The organism is Flintibacter sp. SJQ-8 (assembly GCF_054108085.1).
Map to the genome: position 1 here is coordinate 114,729 of NZ_JBPJWR010000011.1, position 16,209 is coordinate 130,937.

The following is a 16,209-nucleotide window of genomic DNA, read 5'->3' on the forward strand; positions in this document are numbered from 1 at the left end:
CAAGTTTGACCCATTCCTGTCCCGCCGCCTGTACGCCAGACGGCGGGACGGGGCGTAATTAGGGAGGAGACAACATGCACATGAGACGAAAATTCGGCAGCCTGATTTTGGCTCTGGCCCTGGCGGCAAGCTCTGTCACCGGGGCGCTGGCCGCAGCCTCCCCGGCCCAGGGGGCCTATGACCGGGCCGCCGCCTTTGTCAGCAGGGCCGTGCCCGCCCCGGAGGTGTCCAGCATCGGCGGGGAGTGGGCCATCATCGGCCTGGCCCGGGGGGGAGCTGAGCGCCCCCAGGGCTATGACGGGGGCTATCTGAGCCGAGTAGAACAGACCGTGAAAGAAAAACAGGGTGTGCTCCACAGCCGGAAGTACACCGAGTACAGCCGGGTCATCCTGGCCCTGTCCGCGTTAAATCAGGACGCCCGGGACGTGGGGGGCTATGACCTGACCCTGCCCCTGGGGGACTTTGACAAGACGGTGTGGCAGGGCATCAACGGACCCATCTGGGCGCTGATCGCCCTGGACAGCCGGAACTATCCCATGCCCCAGAACCCCCAGGCCAAGACTCAGGCCACCCGGCAGATGTATGTGGACCGCATTTTGTCCCGTCAGCTGTCTGACGGCAGCTGGAGCCTGTCCGGGGAGGGGAGCGGCGACGTGGACGTGACCGCCATGGCATTGCAGGCCCTGTCCCGGTATACCGACCAGGCGGCGGTGAAGACGGGCGTGGACCGGGCGCTGAGTTGGCTGTCCGGCCAGCAGCAGGCAGACGGCGGCTTTGCCACCGGCGGCGCGGCCAACGCCGAGAGCTGCGCCCAGGTGGTGGTGGCCCTGGAGAGCTTAGGCCTGCCCCTGACGGACAGCCGCTTTGTGAAAAATGGGGCCACGGTTCTTAACGCCCTGCTGGGCTATCAGCTGCCCGACGGCAGCTTCTGCCACGTGAAGAACGGCGGCAGCAACCTGATGGCCACCGAACAGAGCCTGTACGCCCTGGCCGCCGTAAAACGGGCCGAGCAGGGAGAGAGCGGGCTGTATGTGATGGAGGGGCTGGAGACCGCGAGTAGGAATACCTCTGAAGTGGGTACCCTGATCGTGGGCTGGAGCGCCCGGACCATCGCCGCCGTCGCCCTGACGGCAGCTTTCGCCAGTCCTAAGTAAACCAAGCAGACGGAACGCCAGTTCCGTTTCCTGGGCAAAGACGTGGGGACACGGATTGCCACGTCGCCCTGCGGGCTCCTCGCAATGACAGTAGGGGCGGACCTTTGCGCAGCCGTTGGCGACGAAGGAGCCTTACGGATGTGGCATACCCCTTGCGGGTACTGTGTCCGCCCGTGCGTTCTGCGGGAAATGCCCGCGCCCGGGAAAGAGAACTGGAACAACAGGGAGAACAGCTATGAAATTAAACGGAAAAAAGTGGGCGGCAGCGGCGGCCATTTTGGCGGTGCTGGCTTTTGCCTTTTGGTACGGCGGCGACGCCCCCGGCCTGCACGGGTGGTCGGCGGGAGGGGCGGACGGCAGCGAGAGCATCAGCGCCTCCGTCTCCGCAGACGGCTCCCAGTCGGAGCCGGAGGCCCCGGAGAGCAGCGCGTCCGATACCTCTACCCAGGAACCGGAAGAGCCGGAACCTCAGCCTGACACAAGTGCAACTTCTTCTGCCATGGACATCGACCCCAAGACGGGCCAGGACCAGTATCACACCGACCCGGTGCCCCAGGGCAAGCCCGCTCCGGCGGAGCCCCAGCAGACCGAAAAGGCCCCGGAGGTGAGCCACTGCACCATCTCCATCTCCTGCGCCACCATTTTGAATCACATGGACTGGCTGGACCCGGACAAGACGGAGCTAGTCCCCACCGACGGCTGGCTGCTGCCCGCCACCCAGGCGGAGTTCCATGAGGGGGAGAGCGTATTCGACGTGCTCCAGCGGGTGTGCCGGGACAACGGCATCCACATGGAGTTTTCCAACACCCCCATGTATAACAGTGCCTATATCGAGGGCATCGGAAACCTGTATGAGTTCGACTGCGGGGAGCAGTCGGGGTGGATGTACGCGGTGAATGGCTGGTTCCCCAACTACGGCTGTTCCCGCTATGCCCTGAAGGATGGGGACACGGTGAAGTGGGTGTACACCTGCGACTATGGCAAGGACGTGGGCGGGGCCTACTATGCGGGGGACGGCGCGTGAGAGACGGATTTGCGGGCTGCCACCCGGCGGTGAACGCCCTGTTTTTCGCCCTGGTGCTGGCGGGGGCCATGATGTTAGATCACCCCGTCTGCCTGGCCATCTCCCTGTGCGGGGGGGCGGCCTGTCACCTGTCTCTGACCGGGCGGCGGCAGACGGGGCGGGCTATTTGCTATGTGCTGCCGGTGATGGCGCTGGCGGCGGCGGTGAATCCGGCGTTCAGCCACGCGGGGGCCACCATTCTGACCTATCTCCCCTCGGGCAACCCCCTCACCCTGGAGAGCCTGGCCTATGGCCTGGGGGCCGGGGCCATGCTGGGGGGCGTGATGCTGTGGTTTGCCTGCTGCACCAAGGTGATGACGGCGGACAAGCTGGTCTATCTCTTTGGCCGGGCCGCCCCGACCCTGTCCCTGGTGCTGAGCATGACCCTGCGCTTTGTGCCCCGGTTCACCCGGCAGCTGCGCCTGGCCGTCCAGGTCCAGCGGGGCCTGAATAACGAGGAGCCGGACGGCCTTTGGCGGCGGCTGCGCCTGGGGGTGCGGGCGCTGTCCATCGTTGTCACCTGGTCGTTGGAGAACGGGGTGGAGACGGCGGACTCCATGCGCGCCAGGGGCTATGGCCTGCCCGGACGGACGGCCTTCTCCATCTATCGCCTGACGGAGCGGGACCGGCGGGCCCTGGCCTGGCTGCTGGGTTGGGGGAGCTATGTGCTGTGCGGGGCCCTGGCCGGGGGACTGCGCTGGCGGTATTACCCCACCATGCGTGGGGGAGCCGTCACCCCCATGACGGCCAGCTTTTTTGTGGGCTATCTGGCCCTGTGCGTGACGCCGATCATTCTGGACTGGGAGGAGGGGAGACGATGGAGACGTTCCACATCCAAAACCTGAGCTTTACCTATCCCGGCCAGAGCCGTCAGGCCTTAGAGGGCCTGTCCCTGGACGTTGCGCCGGGGGCCTTTCTGGTGCTGTGCGGCCAGTCGGGCTGCGGCAAGACCACTCTGCTGCGGCAGCTGAAGCCGTCTCTGGCTCCCCACGGGGACCGGACGGGGACCATCCTGTTCCAGGGCCGCCCGCTTGAAAGTCTGGACCGGCGGGAGGAGAGCCAGGGCATCGGCTTTGTGATGCAGTCCCCGGACAATCAGCTGGTGACGGATAAAGTCTGGCACGAGCTGGCCTTCGGTCTGGAGAGCCTGGGCCTGCCCACCCCGGTGATCCGCCGCCGGGTGGCGGAGATGGCCAGCTTTTTCGGCATTGAGGACTGGTTCCACCGGGAGTCGGCGGAGCTGTCCGGCGGGCAGAAGCAGCTGCTGGCCCTGGCCTCCGTCATGGTGATGCAGCCGGAGGTGCTGCTGCTGGACGAGCCCACCAGCCAGCTGGACCCCATCGCGGCGGAGGAGTTTTTATCCGTGCTGGGCCGGATCAACCGGGAGCTGGGCACCACTGTGATTTTAAGCGAGCACCGCCTGGAAGAGGCCCTGCCCCTGGCTACCGCCGCCGCCGTGCTGGACGGGGGGCGGCTGTTGGCGGCGGGAGAGCCACGGGAGATCGGCCAGGTGCTGAAAAATCGGGGCCACGCCATGTTCCGGGCCATGCCCACCCCCATGCGGGTGTGGGCGGCGGCGGAGACGTCAACCCCCTGCCCCGTGACGGTGCGGGAGGGCCGGGACTGGCTGGAGGACTTTCAGAAAGACCGCGCCTTTCAGCCCCTGCCCCCGGAGCCGGAGCGGCGCTATCCCACCCAGCCTGTCCTGACGGCGGAGGAGCTGTGGTTCCGCTATGACCGGGAGGGCCGGGACATCGTGCGAGGGCTGTCTTTAAGTGTGCGCCCCGGGGAGTTTCTGGCTCTGCTGGGGGGCAACGGGGCGGGTAAATCCACCGCGCTCACCCTGCTGGCCGGGGTGAACCGGCCCCAGCGGGGGGAGATCTTCTGCCGGGGCAGGACGGCCCTGCTGCCCCAGGACCCCAGGACGCTGTTTTTGAAGAAGACGGTGGAGGAGGATCTGCTGGACGTGTGCCGGGACCGGGCGGCGGTGGAGCGGGTGTGCCAACTGTGCGGCATCACCGGCCTGCTGGGCCGCCACCCCTATGACCTGTCCGGGGGAGAGCAGCAGCGGGCGGCTCTGGCGAAGGTCCTGCTGCTGGAGCCGGACGTGCTGCTGCTGGACGAGCCCACCAAGGGCCTGGACGCCGCCTTTCAGGACCAGCTGGCGGAGATCCTGAACCGGCTGCTGGCCCGGGGTGTGGCCATTGTCATGGTCAGCCACGATGTGGCCTTCTGCGCCGACCACGCCCACCGGTGCGCCCTGTTTTTCCAGGGGAGCATCGCGGCGGAGGGGAGCCCCCGGGACTTCTTCTCCGGCAACCGGTTCTATACCACGGCGGCCAGCCGCATGGCCAGGGACATCCTGCCGGGGGCTGTCACCGCCCGGGACCTGATCGTCTGCTGCGGCGGGACGGTCTTGCCCCTGGAAGGGGCGGCGTATCAGCCTCAGGAGCACGCCCCGGCGGAGGAGCCAAGTAAACCCCGCCCGCTGCCTCTGTGGCGGAGGGTGGTGGCGGCTTTCTCCGGGGCCATGGCCCTGGCCGCGCTGGTCCAAGCCCTGCGGGTCACCGACCTGTCGGCCCTGATGACCGCCGCCGGACTGAGCCAGGCGGCGGGGGGCGAGCTGGGCCGGACTGTATGGTTCCTCATGTGGGCACTGGTCTGCGCCATTGCCCTGGGCGGGGGAGAGGGGAGGCCCCTCCAGACGCTCCCAGGCAGAAAAAAACTCCCCCGCCGGACCAAACTGGCGGCTGGGTGTCTGCTCCTGCTGGTCCCTATCACCCTGTTCGCGGGCACGTTCTATCTGGGGGGGCGGAAGTATTATTTCATCGCCCTGCTGATGCTGCTGGAGGGGATGCTGCCCTTCTTCCTGGCCTTTGAGGGGCGCAGGCCGGGGGCCAGGGAGATCGCCATTCTGGCTTCTCTGTGCGCCATGGGCGTGGCGGGCCGGGCGGCCTTTTTCATGCTGCCCCAGGCAAAACCGGTGCTGGCCCTGACCATCTTATCCGGGGTGGCCCTGGGGGGCGAGAGCGGTTTTTTGGTGGGCAGCGTGACCATGCTGACCTCTAACATCCTGTTCGGCCAGGGGCCATGGACCCCGTGGCAGATGTTCGGCATGGGCATCGTGGGCTTTTTGGCCGGGGTGCTGGCCCGGACGGGCTGGCTGCGCCGCAGCCGGGGGAGCCTGTGCGCCTTCGGCGCCGTGAGCGCCATCGTCATCTACGGCGGCATGTTGAACACCGCCTCCGCCCTGATGGCGGCGGGGGAGCTGAATCGGGGGGTGCTGCTGACCTATTACCTGGCGGGCTTCCCCATGGACTGCGTCCACGGCCTGTCCACGGCGGCTTTCCTGTGGCTAGGCGCAGAGCCTATGCTGGAGAAGCTGGAGCGGCTGAAAACCAAATATGGCTGGATGAACGAAGAATAACAGGCCGCCCCTCCCGACAAAATGGAAGGGGCGGTCTGCTATCAAAAGGGGATCGAAGGATCAGATCGTGAAGGGGACGGAACAGTCGGCCAGCAGCTGGTTGCTCTCCACCAGGTGCTCCATGGCCTCGATGCGCTGATACATCAGGTCGTCGTTCTCCATGAAGGTGACGGTCTGACGGGCGTGGTCGTGGACCTTTTGGGTCACGGGGGACATGGCCTTGTGGTCGCTGAGGTCGATGGCCTGAAGGGCGGTGAGCATGGTCATGGAGACCAGGCTGCGCAGCTTCTGCACCGCCTGATACAGCTGGCGGGCGGCGGTGTCGTCCCGATAGACGGGGCTCTCCTGACCGGCGCTGACTGCGGCGTTGAAGGCGGCGGCGGGGGCGCACAACAGGGCAATGTCGCCCAGCAGACCGGCGGTGACATACTGGGGGATCATAAAGCCGTTGTTCAGGCCGGGATTCTTCACCAGGAAGGCGGGCAGGCCGCTGAGATGGGGGTCCACCAGGCGCTCCATGTGTACCTCGGTGAGCTTGGCCACGTCCATCACGGCGATGGCCAGGGAGTCGCAGTAGAGCTCGATGGCGGTGGCGTCCCAGTTAGAGCCCATGAGGGCGGTGCCGTCGGGCAGGAAGATGGGGTTATCAAAAACGGAGTACAGCTCCTCCATCAGGGCGTCGTAGGTCTGACCGGCCATGCGCTTGGCGATGCCGTGGACGTGGGGGATGATGCGGGTGTTCATGCTGTCCTGCACCCGCAGGGAGCGGGACTCGTCCATGATGGCGCTGCCGCTGAGAATGTCCCGCAGGAACTGGGCGGTCTCGGTGGTCTCCTTGTGATTCTTCAGGGCGATGAGCCGGGGGTCATAGGCCTTGTCCGTGCTGCGCAGGGCCTCGCACACCAGGGCGGCGGTGAGGTCGGCGTGGCGCATGGTCATGACAAAGTCATAAAGGGCCAGCAGGCCCACGCCCAGGGAGTGGCTGGCGTTGGACAGCAGGGCCAGACCCTCACGGGCCTTCACCTTCAGGGGGGCGATGCCCTTCTCCTTCAGCACCTCGGCGGTGGGGCGGACCTTGCCGCCATCGATCAGGCGGCCCTCGCCCATATAGGTGATGGCGATGTAGGGCTGGAAGGATAGGCCGCCGATGGTGCCCTCGCAGGGGGCATAGGGATACAGGTCGGCGTTGAGATAGGTGCGGATCTGCTCCAGCATCTCCAGACTGACGGCGGAATAGCCCTTGCCGATGCTCATCAGTTGCATGAGCATCAGGGCACGGGCCTCCTCCTCGCTGAGGGCCCGGCCCACGGAGCAGCCGTGGCTGCGTAGGATGTTCTCCTGGAGCTGGACCATCTCGTCCTCGGTGATGCGATAGCGCACGTTGTCGCCAAAGCCGGTGTTCACGCCGTAGACCCCCACGCCGCTGGCGATGGTGGCCTCCAGAGACTTGCGGCTGGCGGTGACCCGGTCCCGATAGCCCTGGGAGAACTCCACCTTGGCGTGGTACCGGGCCACGGCCACAAATTCTTCAATAGTATTGCGGCAGTCATCCAGAACCACCGTATGGATGGTCTGGGCATCCTGTTTGATCAGCATAATGTGATACTCCTTTTTTTCGCTGCGCCGTTCCCGCTCTCCAGTGCCTGGCACGGAGAGCGGGAACGGCTTCGTTTTTGGCCGTTCAGTTTTTCAGGGGAGAGGCTCAGGCGCGGGCGATCTCCTTGGGCTGGGTGGCCAGAGAGACCACCACCAGCACGATGGCGCTGAGGATGCCGCTGAGCAGCTCGCCGCCGATGCCGGCGATGTTAAAGCCGGTGCTCAGGGCGAACATCACGAACACGCCGCCAGCCACAAGACCGGCGATGGCGCCCTGCTTGGTGGTCTTCTTCCAGAACACGCCGAAGACGATGGGGCAGAAGACGCCGGCGGTGAAGATGTAATAGGCGTTGAAGCAGGCGTCCAGGATAGAGGGGAGCATCATGGACACCACCACGGCGGCAACGCCGGCCACCACGGTGAAGATCTGAGACACGGTGACCAGCCGCTTGTCATTGGGGTCGGCGTCCTTGGCGAAGTACAGCAGATAGAAGTCCGTCATAAAGTGGGAAGAGGCGGCGGACAGGCAGGAGTCGGCGGTGGACAGGATGGCGGACAGGGAGGCCGCGATGATGATGCCCACGGCCCAGTTGGGCAGCACGGACATGGCCAGAATGGCATAAGCGGCGGCGGAGTTGCCCTGGGCAGCCAGCTCGGGGTGCATGACCCGGGCGATCAAGCCGCAGATAACGGGGGTGGCGGCGATGAACATGATCAGGATGGCGGAGCAGACAGAGGTCTGAAGGGCCACCTTGTGGCTCTTACAGGCGAACAGGCGCTGATAGATGTCCTGGCCGATCATCACATACATAAAGCCGGGGAGGATCATCCACAGCAGGGTCTTGAAGTGGGCGGGGGTCATGAACACGTTATAGTCGGTGGGCAGCTCGCTGGTCATGGACTGGAGGGCGGAATTCAGTCCGGCAAAGCCGCCCACGTCGCCCAGGGCCACCACGGTGACCCAGATGACGCCGATGATGACCAGGATGATCTGGAAGCCGTCAGTCACGGTGACGGCCTTCAGGCCGCCCATGGAGGTCAGGGCGATGATGACCACCATGGCCAGCACGGCGGCCAGCGTGGCGGCTACGACGCCAAGGTCGCGGCCAGCCAGCAGAAAGTCGTTGATGGTGGCGTTTTTCTTGCTGTAGAACAGACCGACGCCGAACAGAACGACCATGTAGATCACGAGTGCAACATAAATTGCTGTCATTTGGGGTCCCTCCACTTTTTTCTTTTTTGAGGTGAACGACACCCGGTTTCTCTTGCAGCGACGGCCAACGCAGACAGGGGAAAATTGGTGGTCCTTCATCTCTTCACAGCGTCAGTATATCAGCACAGCGTCAGTTCTCCGTCACCTGGAGCAGACCGGGCAGGGGGTCGGCGCTGCCCAGGTCCAGGCGGTGGAGCAGCTCCAGCTCGAACACCCCGGCCTTGCCCTTCAGGGCGCTGCGGCTCTGGGCGCAGTAGCTCTCGCAGGACTGGTCCAGATAGCGGTCCAGGGGGGCGGGGGGCTGGTCCATGCGGTCACACAGGCGGCGCAGCAGGCCCTTGACCAGATAGCGGTGGACCTTATACTGCATGGCGTGGAACTGGTCGCCCCCCTGGTCATAGTGATAGGCAGTGAGGGCGTCCAGATCGGGCACCGAGGCGGGGGACAGGTCGGCCAGGGCCTGGGCGATGTTCAAATGGAGGATGCGGCGGCTGAGCGCGGGGATGCGGGAATAGGTCAGCTCCCGGAACTCCGCCTGGGCAAAGGCCAGGGACAGGGCCCCGCCGTCATACACCTCTGTGAGGATGGACCGGCGGCACAGCTCCTGGCAGACATACAGCAGGTCCAGAGTGGGCTTGCTGCTCACCCGCTCCAGCACGGGATAGGGGGCCCGGTCCGGGAACATGGCCACCAGGTTCAGCACCTGAAGCCCCTCGTCGGTGAGACCGGACAGGCGATAGGACAAAATCTCCTCCATGTTCCGGGGCAGGACGGTGGGCCGCCCGTTTTCCATGATGCTGCCAATGAGCTGGGTAAGGAGAAAGGCGTTGCCCTGGGTGTCCTGATAGATGCGCTCCTTGTCCGCCTGGGGCAGACTCTGGGCCCCATAGAGCTGGATGAACTCCATGGTCTCGTCCTTGGTGAAGGGGGAGAGGTGGCAGCAGCGGCACAGGCCGTCCTCCTCCAGCCCCCGCAGCAGGGGGGTGGCCACCGGCCCGCTGGGCTGGCGGCAGGTGGCGGCGAACAGGATGCGGCTGGAGTCGGCCTTGTGCAGCAGCTGGTCCAGCAGGTCGGCGCTGATCTTGTCCATCCACTGGATATCCTCCAGCACCAGCAGCAGGGGGCGCTTCTCCGCCGCCAGCGACAGGATCATCAGCACGCTGTCGAAGGACATGACGCTGTCGATGAGCATGTGGGCCTTTTTCTCCACGCTGCCCTCTCCGCTGCCGAACACGGGGAACAGGGCGCTGACGGCCTGGCGATAGGCGGTGGGGATGGGGATGTCCTCCTTGCGGATGTAGCTGGCGATGGACAGCATCACCGCCTGCCAGGGGTAGAGATACTCCTCCTGCTTGGACTTAAAGCAGGAGGTGGTGACAATCTGGGCGTCGGACGCGCTGGTCCTCCGGGTCGGCCCGGGCGTTCCACTCCTCCATAATGGAGTAGTACAGGGCGGAGGTCTCCTTCAGGGGCGTGATGCCCAGCCAGTCGGACATGGCCTTGTGCAGGCTGCGATAGACCAGGGCTGCCCGGTTATAGTCCCGCCTAGCCCGATACAGCTCCATCAGAGAGACGGACACCGTCTCGCACAGGGGCTCCTCCTGGAGATAGCGCTGCCAAAAACGCTCGGCGTCCGTCTCGCGGCCCTCGGCCAGGGCGGCCTTGGCCGCCGCGTCCAGCTGGAGGAGATATTCGTCCCGCAGGGCGGTGCGGGTCTTTTCCAGCCACTGGTCATATTCAAAGCTGCCCGGGACGGAGAAGGCGGGGAGAAAGCCGCCCACATAGTCCTCCAGACGGCGGCGGGACAGAAAGTCGTCCACGTCCAGCCGGAAGGTCACGTCCGGGTTCAGGGTCAGGCTGTCCCGGCCCACGGGGCGGATCAGCTCCACCGGGGCGGCCTTTTTCAGCTGATACAGGTTGTCCCGCAGGTGGCGGTGGGCCAGGCTGTCCTCCTCGCCGCCCTACAGCAGCCCGGCGGCCTCCTCCCGGGTGGCCTTTTTCTGCACCAGCAGATAGAACAGCAGGGCCTGGGCCTTCTTCAGTCGGATGTTCAGGGGCTTTCCGTCGCACTCCACCCGGGGGTGCTGCAATAGCCAGGCGCGGACCAGGTGTTTTTCCATTGGTCGGTCCCTCCCACGATGATCTTTTCTCTATTATCTCCTATTATCATCACCTGTGCGTCACTTGTCAAAAATTTAAGTGACGCGGGGCTGAGAGGCCCCAAAAGACCGGGCAAGAGCGGGACCAGAGACAGCCCGTTTGAAGGGCGGACGGCGAAAAAGACATCGTCCCGCAATTGTGTTCAAACGGGGCAAAAGTGAAAGAAAAAATGCAAAACCGGGTTCAGAAAGTGACGAAGCTCGGTGGAGGGGATAAACGGAAACTTAACGCCGCCGATACTTTTTTTGTATATTTGACAAGAAAATTCGGCTTTTTTAATCTGGATACGCCCACATTCTTTAAAATACAAAGCGTAAATTTGCGGTAAAATCATTGCAGGATACAGGTCGGGGGAATATAATACTTTTTGACAAAATTCAGAGACGGCTGGCCGTCTCGGACAAGGAGCAGTATGAATTACACAGAAGCAAGAGTATATTTGGACGAGGTTTCCAAATACGGAAGTGTGCTTGGCTTGGAGAGCATGAGAGAACTGCTGGATCGCCTGGGCAACCCCCAGAACGAGTTGAAGTTCATTCACATTTCCGGAACCAACGGAAAGGGATCGGTCCTGGCGTATCTTTCCACCATTCTGACGGGCGCGGGCTATCGCACCGGACGCTACATCTCTCCCACACTGTTTTCCTACCGGGAGCGCATCCAGGTGGATCAGGTGTACATCGAAAAGGAGTCCCTGGCCCGCCACGTGACGGCCATCGCCGCCGCCGCCGAGGATATGCAGAAGGCCGGTCTGCCCAGCCCCACCGTCTTCGAGGTGGAGACCGCCCTGGCATTCCTCTATTTTAAAGAGAAGCACTGCGACATCGTCACCCTGGAGGTGGGCTGCGGCGGTCTGCTGGACGCCACCAACGTCATCACCACCACTCTGGTAGAGGTGATCGCCTCCATCAGCATGGACCACATGGACGTGCTGGGGGACACCCTGGCCAAGATCGCCGCGCAGAAGGCGGGCATCATCAAGCCCAACACGTTAGTAGTCTCTGCCCACCAGGAGCCGGAGGCCGCCCAGGTCATTAAAGAGACCTGCCAGCGGCAGCACAGCGGCCTTCAGGTGGTGGACGAGGGCCAGCTCCGGGACGTACACTACGGCGCGGACATGCAGACCTTCTCCTATAAGAACTGGGAGAACATGACCATCGCCCTGGCGGGCAGCTATCAGATCAAGAATGCCGCCCTGGCCCTGGAGGGAGTGGAGGCCCTGCGGAAGCTGGGCTTCCAGATCACCGACCACCAGGTGCGGGACGGGCTGCTGCGCACCGCCTGGCGGGGCCGCTTCACCACCCTGCGCCACGACCCCGTGGTCATCATCGATGGGGCCCACAACCCCGGCGCCGCCCGGGAGCTGAAGCAGTCCCTGGAGCTGTATTTCCCCGGAAAGAAGCTCTATTTTGTGATGGGCATGTTCAAGGACAAGGACTATGACCAGGTCATCGGCATGACGGCCCCCCTGGCCCAGCACATCATCACCGTAGAGACCCCCAACAACCCCCGCGCCCTGCCCGCTGAAGAATTGGCGGCAGCGGTGGCCAAGGTGAACCCCTCGGTGGAGGCCGCCGACAGCATCGCTCAGGCGGTGGAAAAGGCCCTGGCCATGGCCAAGAAAGAGGACGCGATCATCATCTTCGGCTCTCTGTCCTTCCTGGGCGAGGCCGCTGACGCTTTGAATTAAAAGGAGGCGCACAACATGGATTCTGAGAAGATCAAAGAGGGCGTTCGCCTGATCCTCAGCGGGATCGGCGAGGACATCAATCGCGAGGGCCTGCTGGAGACCCCTGACCGCATCGCCCGGATGTATGAGGAACTGGCCGGGGGCTATACCGACGACGCGGCCAAGCACCTGAAAAAGCGCTTCCACGTGGACAACAACGACATGGTCATGGAGAAGGACATCCACTTCTATTCCTTCTGCGAGCACCACATGCTGCCCTTCTATGGCACGGCGGCCATCGCCTATATCCCCGACGGGGAAGTGGTGGGTCTGAGCAAGATGGCCCGGACGGTGGAGGTGTTCGCCAAGCGGTTCCAGCTGCAGGAGCGGCTCACCGCCCAGATCGCCGACGCCTTTATGGAGGAGCTGAAGCCCAAGGGCGTGATGGTCCTTATCCAGGCCGAGCACATGTGCATGACCATGCGGGGCATCAAAAAGCCGGGCACCAAAACGGTGACGGCGGTGACCCGGGGCGTGTTCAACGATGACGAGCGCCTGCGCACCGACTTCTATCGGATGCTGGAGCACCGCTGAGTTGGAGCGGGTCAATGCCATCTGCCGCCACCCCCTGTGGCGGGACAGCGTCCGTCAGATCGCTCACCTGGAGCGGGACAGGCAGTTCTGCCGCCACGATCTCGTTCACTTTCTGGACGTGGCCCGGCTGGCCTACATTGAAAATTTAGAGCGGGGGCTGGGCGTGGACAAAGAACTGATCTACGCCGCCGCCCTGCTCCACGACATCGGGCGGCATCTGCAATACACCCGGAATATCCCCCACGACCAGGCCAGCGCCCAGCTGGCGGAGGTCATTCTGGCCGACTGCGGCTTTTCCAAGGCTGAGCGAGCGGAGGTGGAGGACGCCATCCTCCAGCACCGGGGCCAGCAGGACCGGCAGCGGGAGGGCCTGGCCGGGCTGCTCTATGGGGCGGATAAAGCCTCAAGAGCCTGCCTGTTCTGCCCGGCGGAGCCGGAGTGCAACTGGAGCCCGGAAAAGAAAAACATGACGATTCAAAAGTGATGAGTTAGGAGGTAGGAGTGATGAGTGATCCGGTCAACTCCTACCTCCTAATTCCTAACTGCTAACTAGAATAAAGGAGCCGTTTTACTATGATGAGAATTGGAAACCATACCTTTGATGTGGAGCACGACTGCTCCATCATGGGCATTCTGAACGTGACCCCCGACTCCTTCTCCGACGGCGGGCGCTGGAACAACTTAGAGGCCGCCCGTCTCCACACCGCCGACATGATCGCCCAGGGCGCGGCCATCGTGGACGTGGGCGGCGAGTCCACCCGTCCCGGCCACGTGCAGATCAGCGTGCAGGAGGAAATCGACCGGGTGGTCCCCGTAATCGAGATGATCAAGAAGAACTTCGACACCCCCGTGTCCATCGACAGCTATAAGAGCGAGGTGGTAGAGGCCGCCCTGAAGGCGGGCGCGGACCTGGTCAACGACATCTGGGGCCTGAAATATGACCGGAAGGTGGCCGACCTGATCGCCCAGTACAAGGTGCCCTGCTGCCTGATGCACAACCGGGAGAAGGCGGAGTACAACAACTTCCTGGACGACTTCTGCCAGGACATGCGGGACAGCCTGGCCATCGCCAAGGAGGCCGGCATCGCCGACGAGCAGATCATCCTGGACCCCGGCGTGGGCTTCGGCAAGAACTACGAGCACAACCTGACTATCATCCACCACCTGGAGCGGCTGTGCGATATGGGCTATCCCGTGCTGCTGGCCACCTCCCGCAAGTCCTGCATCGGCCAGGCCCTGGACCTGCCCACCGACCAGCGGGTGGAGGGCACCATGGTCACCACCGTCATGGGCGTTTTGAAGGGTGCGGCCTTTGTCCGGGTCCACGACGTGAAGGAGAACCTGCGGGCCATCCGCATGACCCAGGCCATCCTGCGGGACGGGAAGGACTAAAGCCATGACGCTGCCTTATGACGAGATCCACGTAGAGGACCTGGAGGTCTTCGCCCACCACGGCGTGTTCCCCGAGGAGAACCGCCTGGGGCAGAAGTTCGTCATCTCCCTGGTCCTGTATGTGGACACCCGCCCGGCGGGAACGGCGGACCGCCTGGAGCAGTCCGTCCACTATGGGGAGGTCAGCGCCTTCCTCACCGACTATATGCACCAGAACACCTTCCAGCTCATCGAGACGGCGGCGGAGCACATGGCCGAGGAGGTCCTGCTCCACTATCCCCTGGTGAAGGGGCTGACGCTGGAGCTGAAAAAGCCCTGGGCCCCGGTGGGCCTGCCCCTGAAGACCGTGTCGGTGAAGATCACCCGCTTCTGGCACACCGCCTACATCGCCCTGGGCTCTAACCTGGGGGACAAGAAGGGCTATCTGGACGGGGCGGTGAAGGCGCTGGACGAAGTCCACGGCTGTAAAGTGGAATCGGTATCCAGTTACTTGAATACCAAGCCCTATGGCGGGGTGGAGCAGGACGACTTCCTCAACGCCTGTCTGAAGCTGAAGACCTTCCTGCCCCCCCACGAACTGCTGGACCGGCTCCACGACATCGAGCAGGCCGCCCACCGGGAGCGGCTGATCCACTGGGGCCCCCGGACCCTGGACCTGGACATCCTGCTGTATGATGACCTGGTCATGGACAGCGACGATCTGGTCATCCCCCACGTGGAGATGCACCTGCGGGACTTCGTGCTGCTGCCCCTGAAGGAGATCGCCCCCAACAAGCGCCACCCCATCCTCCACAAGACCGTCGCCCAACTGGCGGCGGAGGTGTGCGGGGATTGACCGCGTGATTGAAATAAAAAACCAGCCCCGCGCTGCCAGGTATCCGGCGGCGCGGGGCTGGTTTTGTTGTTGTCAAAAGGGTGAAGGGCAGTCACTCCCCGGACGCCTCCAGGGCGCTGCGGATCATGGCGGTGATCATGGTCAGCTGCTTGGGGGTGGCCGTCCGGAACAGCTCCAGCAGCGCGTCCATGTCCTGAAGCCCCAGGTCGGGCAGTGCGTCGGCCAGCAGATAGGTGGGGGACACCCGCAGCGCCTGACACAGCAGCACGAACACCTGAAGGCTGGGGACCTTGGCCCCTGATTCGATCTGCCGGAGGTAGGTGGCATTGATGCCGCACGCCTCGGACAGGCGCTCACTGGTCAGGCCCCGCTCCTTCCGAGCGGTGTTGATGCGTTTTCCAAGCAGCGTTTTGTCCATATGCCCACCTCCGAATATAAGCTGATAGCATTAAAATTGTATGCTTATAGCTTACATATTCGTTGACAGGAAAAATAGCAGCTGTTAGAATACTAAATGTTAGCTATTAGACTACAGAAGGCGGCGAGAGAGATGAACACAGACCGCAGCTGCGCAGTATTTGGACAACATCCCCTGCGTTTTCCCTGGGGCTTTGACGAGGAGGCGGAGGGCTGCCGACGCATGGAGCTGGAACTGGCCCAGAGCATTCTGGAATTGCGTCAGCAGGGGGTGACAGAGTTCCAGGTGGCCTGTGACCCTGGGGTCGGTCTGTATGCAGGGGAGATCGTTCACGCATTGGCAGAACAGGAGAGAAATATCCGTCTTGTCTGTGTCATGCCACACGAGGGGCAGGCTACTAAGTGGACGCCCCAGCTGCGAGAGCGCTATTTCGATATGTTGGCCTTCTGCGACGAGGTCAGATGTCTGGCACCTCGGGCGCAGCCGGGAGGGCAGCTGTTGGCCTATCAAAAAATCGTTCGGGACACGAACATGACCTTGGCCGTGTATGCCCCGGAATTGGCCAATGGCAGCCCGGAGGACAAGGCCGCCGCCTACGCCATGGCGCTAAACAGGCCCATGCTGGTGATAAAGCCGGACGACTGCAATCCGCTGAATTGGTGAACATTTCGGAAGATTTTTTTGTGCT

Annotated in this window: 16 protein-coding genes; 10 read left to right on the forward strand and 6 right to left on the reverse strand. The window is 63.5% G+C overall.

Annotation, left to right across the window (positions count from 1 at the left end; all coding sequences use genetic code 11):
- Positions 1-80 precede the first annotated feature (80 nt).
- The 4 genes from ACSAMP_RS08710 to ACSAMP_RS08725 all read left to right on the forward strand — a co-directional run bounded on the left by ACSAMP_RS08710 (position 81) and on the right by ACSAMP_RS08725 (position 5,644).
- Positions 81-1,154: a prenyltransferase/squalene oxidase repeat-containing protein gene (locus tag ACSAMP_RS08710; RefSeq protein WP_457800185.1), complete on the forward strand. Its 1,074-nt coding sequence runs from the start codon at positions 81-83 to the stop codon at positions 1,152-1,154.
- Positions 1,155-1,389: 235 nt separating this feature from the next.
- Positions 1,390-2,178, forward strand: a complete 789-nt coding sequence (locus ACSAMP_RS08715) for a DUF4430 domain-containing protein (protein ID WP_457800186.1) — start codon at positions 1,390-1,392, stop codon at positions 2,176-2,178.
- A complete protein-coding gene (locus ACSAMP_RS08720) occupies positions 2,175-3,062 on the forward strand; it encodes an energy-coupling factor transporter transmembrane component T (protein ID WP_457800187.1) in 888 nt (295 codons plus the stop codon). The genes ACSAMP_RS08715 and ACSAMP_RS08720 overlap by 4 nt, the downstream gene beginning before the upstream one ends.
- Complete coding sequence (locus ACSAMP_RS08725; protein ID WP_457800188.1) at positions 3,035-5,644, forward strand: ATP-binding cassette domain-containing protein; 2,610 nt, start codon at positions 3,035-3,037, stop codon at positions 5,642-5,644. Before ACSAMP_RS08720 ends, ACSAMP_RS08725 begins: the two co-directional genes overlap by 28 nt.
- Positions 5,645-5,704: 60 nt before the next feature.
- On the opposite strand, the gene ACSAMP_RS08730 is transcribed toward ACSAMP_RS08725, so the two are convergent.
- The 5 genes from ACSAMP_RS08730 to ACSAMP_RS08750 all read right to left on the reverse strand — a co-directional run bounded on the left by ACSAMP_RS08730 (position 5,705) and on the right by ACSAMP_RS08750 (position 10,573).
- Positions 5,705-7,240: an HAL/PAL/TAL family ammonia-lyase gene (locus ACSAMP_RS08730; RefSeq protein WP_457800189.1), complete on the reverse strand. Its 1,536-nt coding sequence runs from the start codon at positions 7,238-7,240 to the stop codon at positions 5,705-5,707.
- Positions 7,241-7,346: 106 nt separating this feature from the next.
- Entirely contained in the window at positions 7,347-8,453 is a 1,107-nt protein-coding gene (locus ACSAMP_RS08735; protein WP_457800190.1) for a sodium:solute symporter family protein, read from the reverse strand.
- Between the two features lie 130 nt (positions 8,454-8,583).
- Positions 8,584-9,771, reverse strand: coding sequence for an ATP-binding protein (locus ACSAMP_RS08740; RefSeq protein ID WP_457800191.1), 1,188 nt, complete (start codon positions 9,769-9,771; stop codon positions 8,584-8,586).
- A gap of 40 nt (positions 9,772-9,811) precedes the next feature.
- Positions 9,812-10,342 (reverse strand): bacterial transcriptional activator domain-containing protein, encoded by a 531-nt coding sequence (locus tag ACSAMP_RS08745; RefSeq protein WP_457800192.1) that lies wholly within the window; start codon positions 10,340-10,342, stop codon positions 9,812-9,814.
- Between the two features lie 72 nt (positions 10,343-10,414).
- Complete coding sequence (locus ACSAMP_RS08750) at positions 10,415-10,573, reverse strand: hypothetical protein (RefSeq protein WP_457800193.1); 159 nt, start codon at positions 10,571-10,573, stop codon at positions 10,415-10,417.
- 452 nt (positions 10,574-11,025) lie between these two features.
- On the opposite strand from ACSAMP_RS08750, the gene ACSAMP_RS08755 reads away from it, so the two are divergent.
- The 5 genes from ACSAMP_RS08755 to folK all read left to right on the forward strand — a co-directional run bounded on the left by ACSAMP_RS08755 (position 11,026) and on the right by folK (position 15,103).
- Positions 11,026-12,303: a bifunctional folylpolyglutamate synthase/dihydrofolate synthase gene (locus tag ACSAMP_RS08755; protein ID WP_457800194.1), complete on the forward strand. Its 1,278-nt coding sequence runs from the start codon at positions 11,026-11,028 to the stop codon at positions 12,301-12,303.
- Positions 12,304-12,318: 15 nt separating this feature from the next.
- A complete protein-coding gene (gene folE, locus ACSAMP_RS08760) occupies positions 12,319-12,876 on the forward strand; it encodes a GTP cyclohydrolase I FolE (RefSeq protein ID WP_457800195.1) in 558 nt (185 codons plus the stop codon).
- Position 12,877: 1 nt separating this feature from the next.
- Positions 12,878-13,360 carry an HD domain-containing protein gene (locus ACSAMP_RS08765; RefSeq protein WP_457800196.1) on the forward strand — a complete coding sequence of 161 codons (483 nt, stop codon included), beginning with the start codon at positions 12,878-12,880 and terminating at the stop codon, positions 13,358-13,360.
- A gap of 92 nt (positions 13,361-13,452) precedes the next feature.
- The gene (gene folP, locus ACSAMP_RS08770; RefSeq protein ID WP_457800409.1) at positions 13,453-14,268 is read left to right on the forward strand and encodes a dihydropteroate synthase; all 816 of its coding nucleotides are present in this window, start codon (positions 13,453-13,455) and stop codon (positions 14,266-14,268) included.
- A gap of 4 nt (positions 14,269-14,272) precedes the next feature.
- Positions 14,273-15,103 carry a 2-amino-4-hydroxy-6-hydroxymethyldihydropteridine diphosphokinase gene (gene folK, locus ACSAMP_RS08775; protein ID WP_457800197.1) on the forward strand — a complete coding sequence of 277 codons (831 nt, stop codon included), beginning with the start codon at positions 14,273-14,275 and terminating at the stop codon, positions 15,101-15,103.
- A gap of 91 nt (positions 15,104-15,194) precedes the next feature.
- On the opposite strand, the gene ACSAMP_RS08780 is transcribed toward folK, so the two are convergent.
- Positions 15,195-15,521, reverse strand: coding sequence for a helix-turn-helix domain-containing protein (locus ACSAMP_RS08780; protein ID WP_457800198.1), 327 nt, complete (start codon positions 15,519-15,521; stop codon positions 15,195-15,197).
- 132 nt (positions 15,522-15,653) lie between these two features.
- Here ACSAMP_RS08780 and ACSAMP_RS08785 point away from each other — a divergent pair, with 132 nt between their 5' ends.
- Positions 15,654-16,184, forward strand: coding sequence for an SLOG family protein (locus ACSAMP_RS08785; RefSeq protein WP_457800199.1), 531 nt, complete (start codon positions 15,654-15,656; stop codon positions 16,182-16,184).
- The last annotated feature ends 25 nt before the right edge of the window (positions 16,185-16,209 follow it).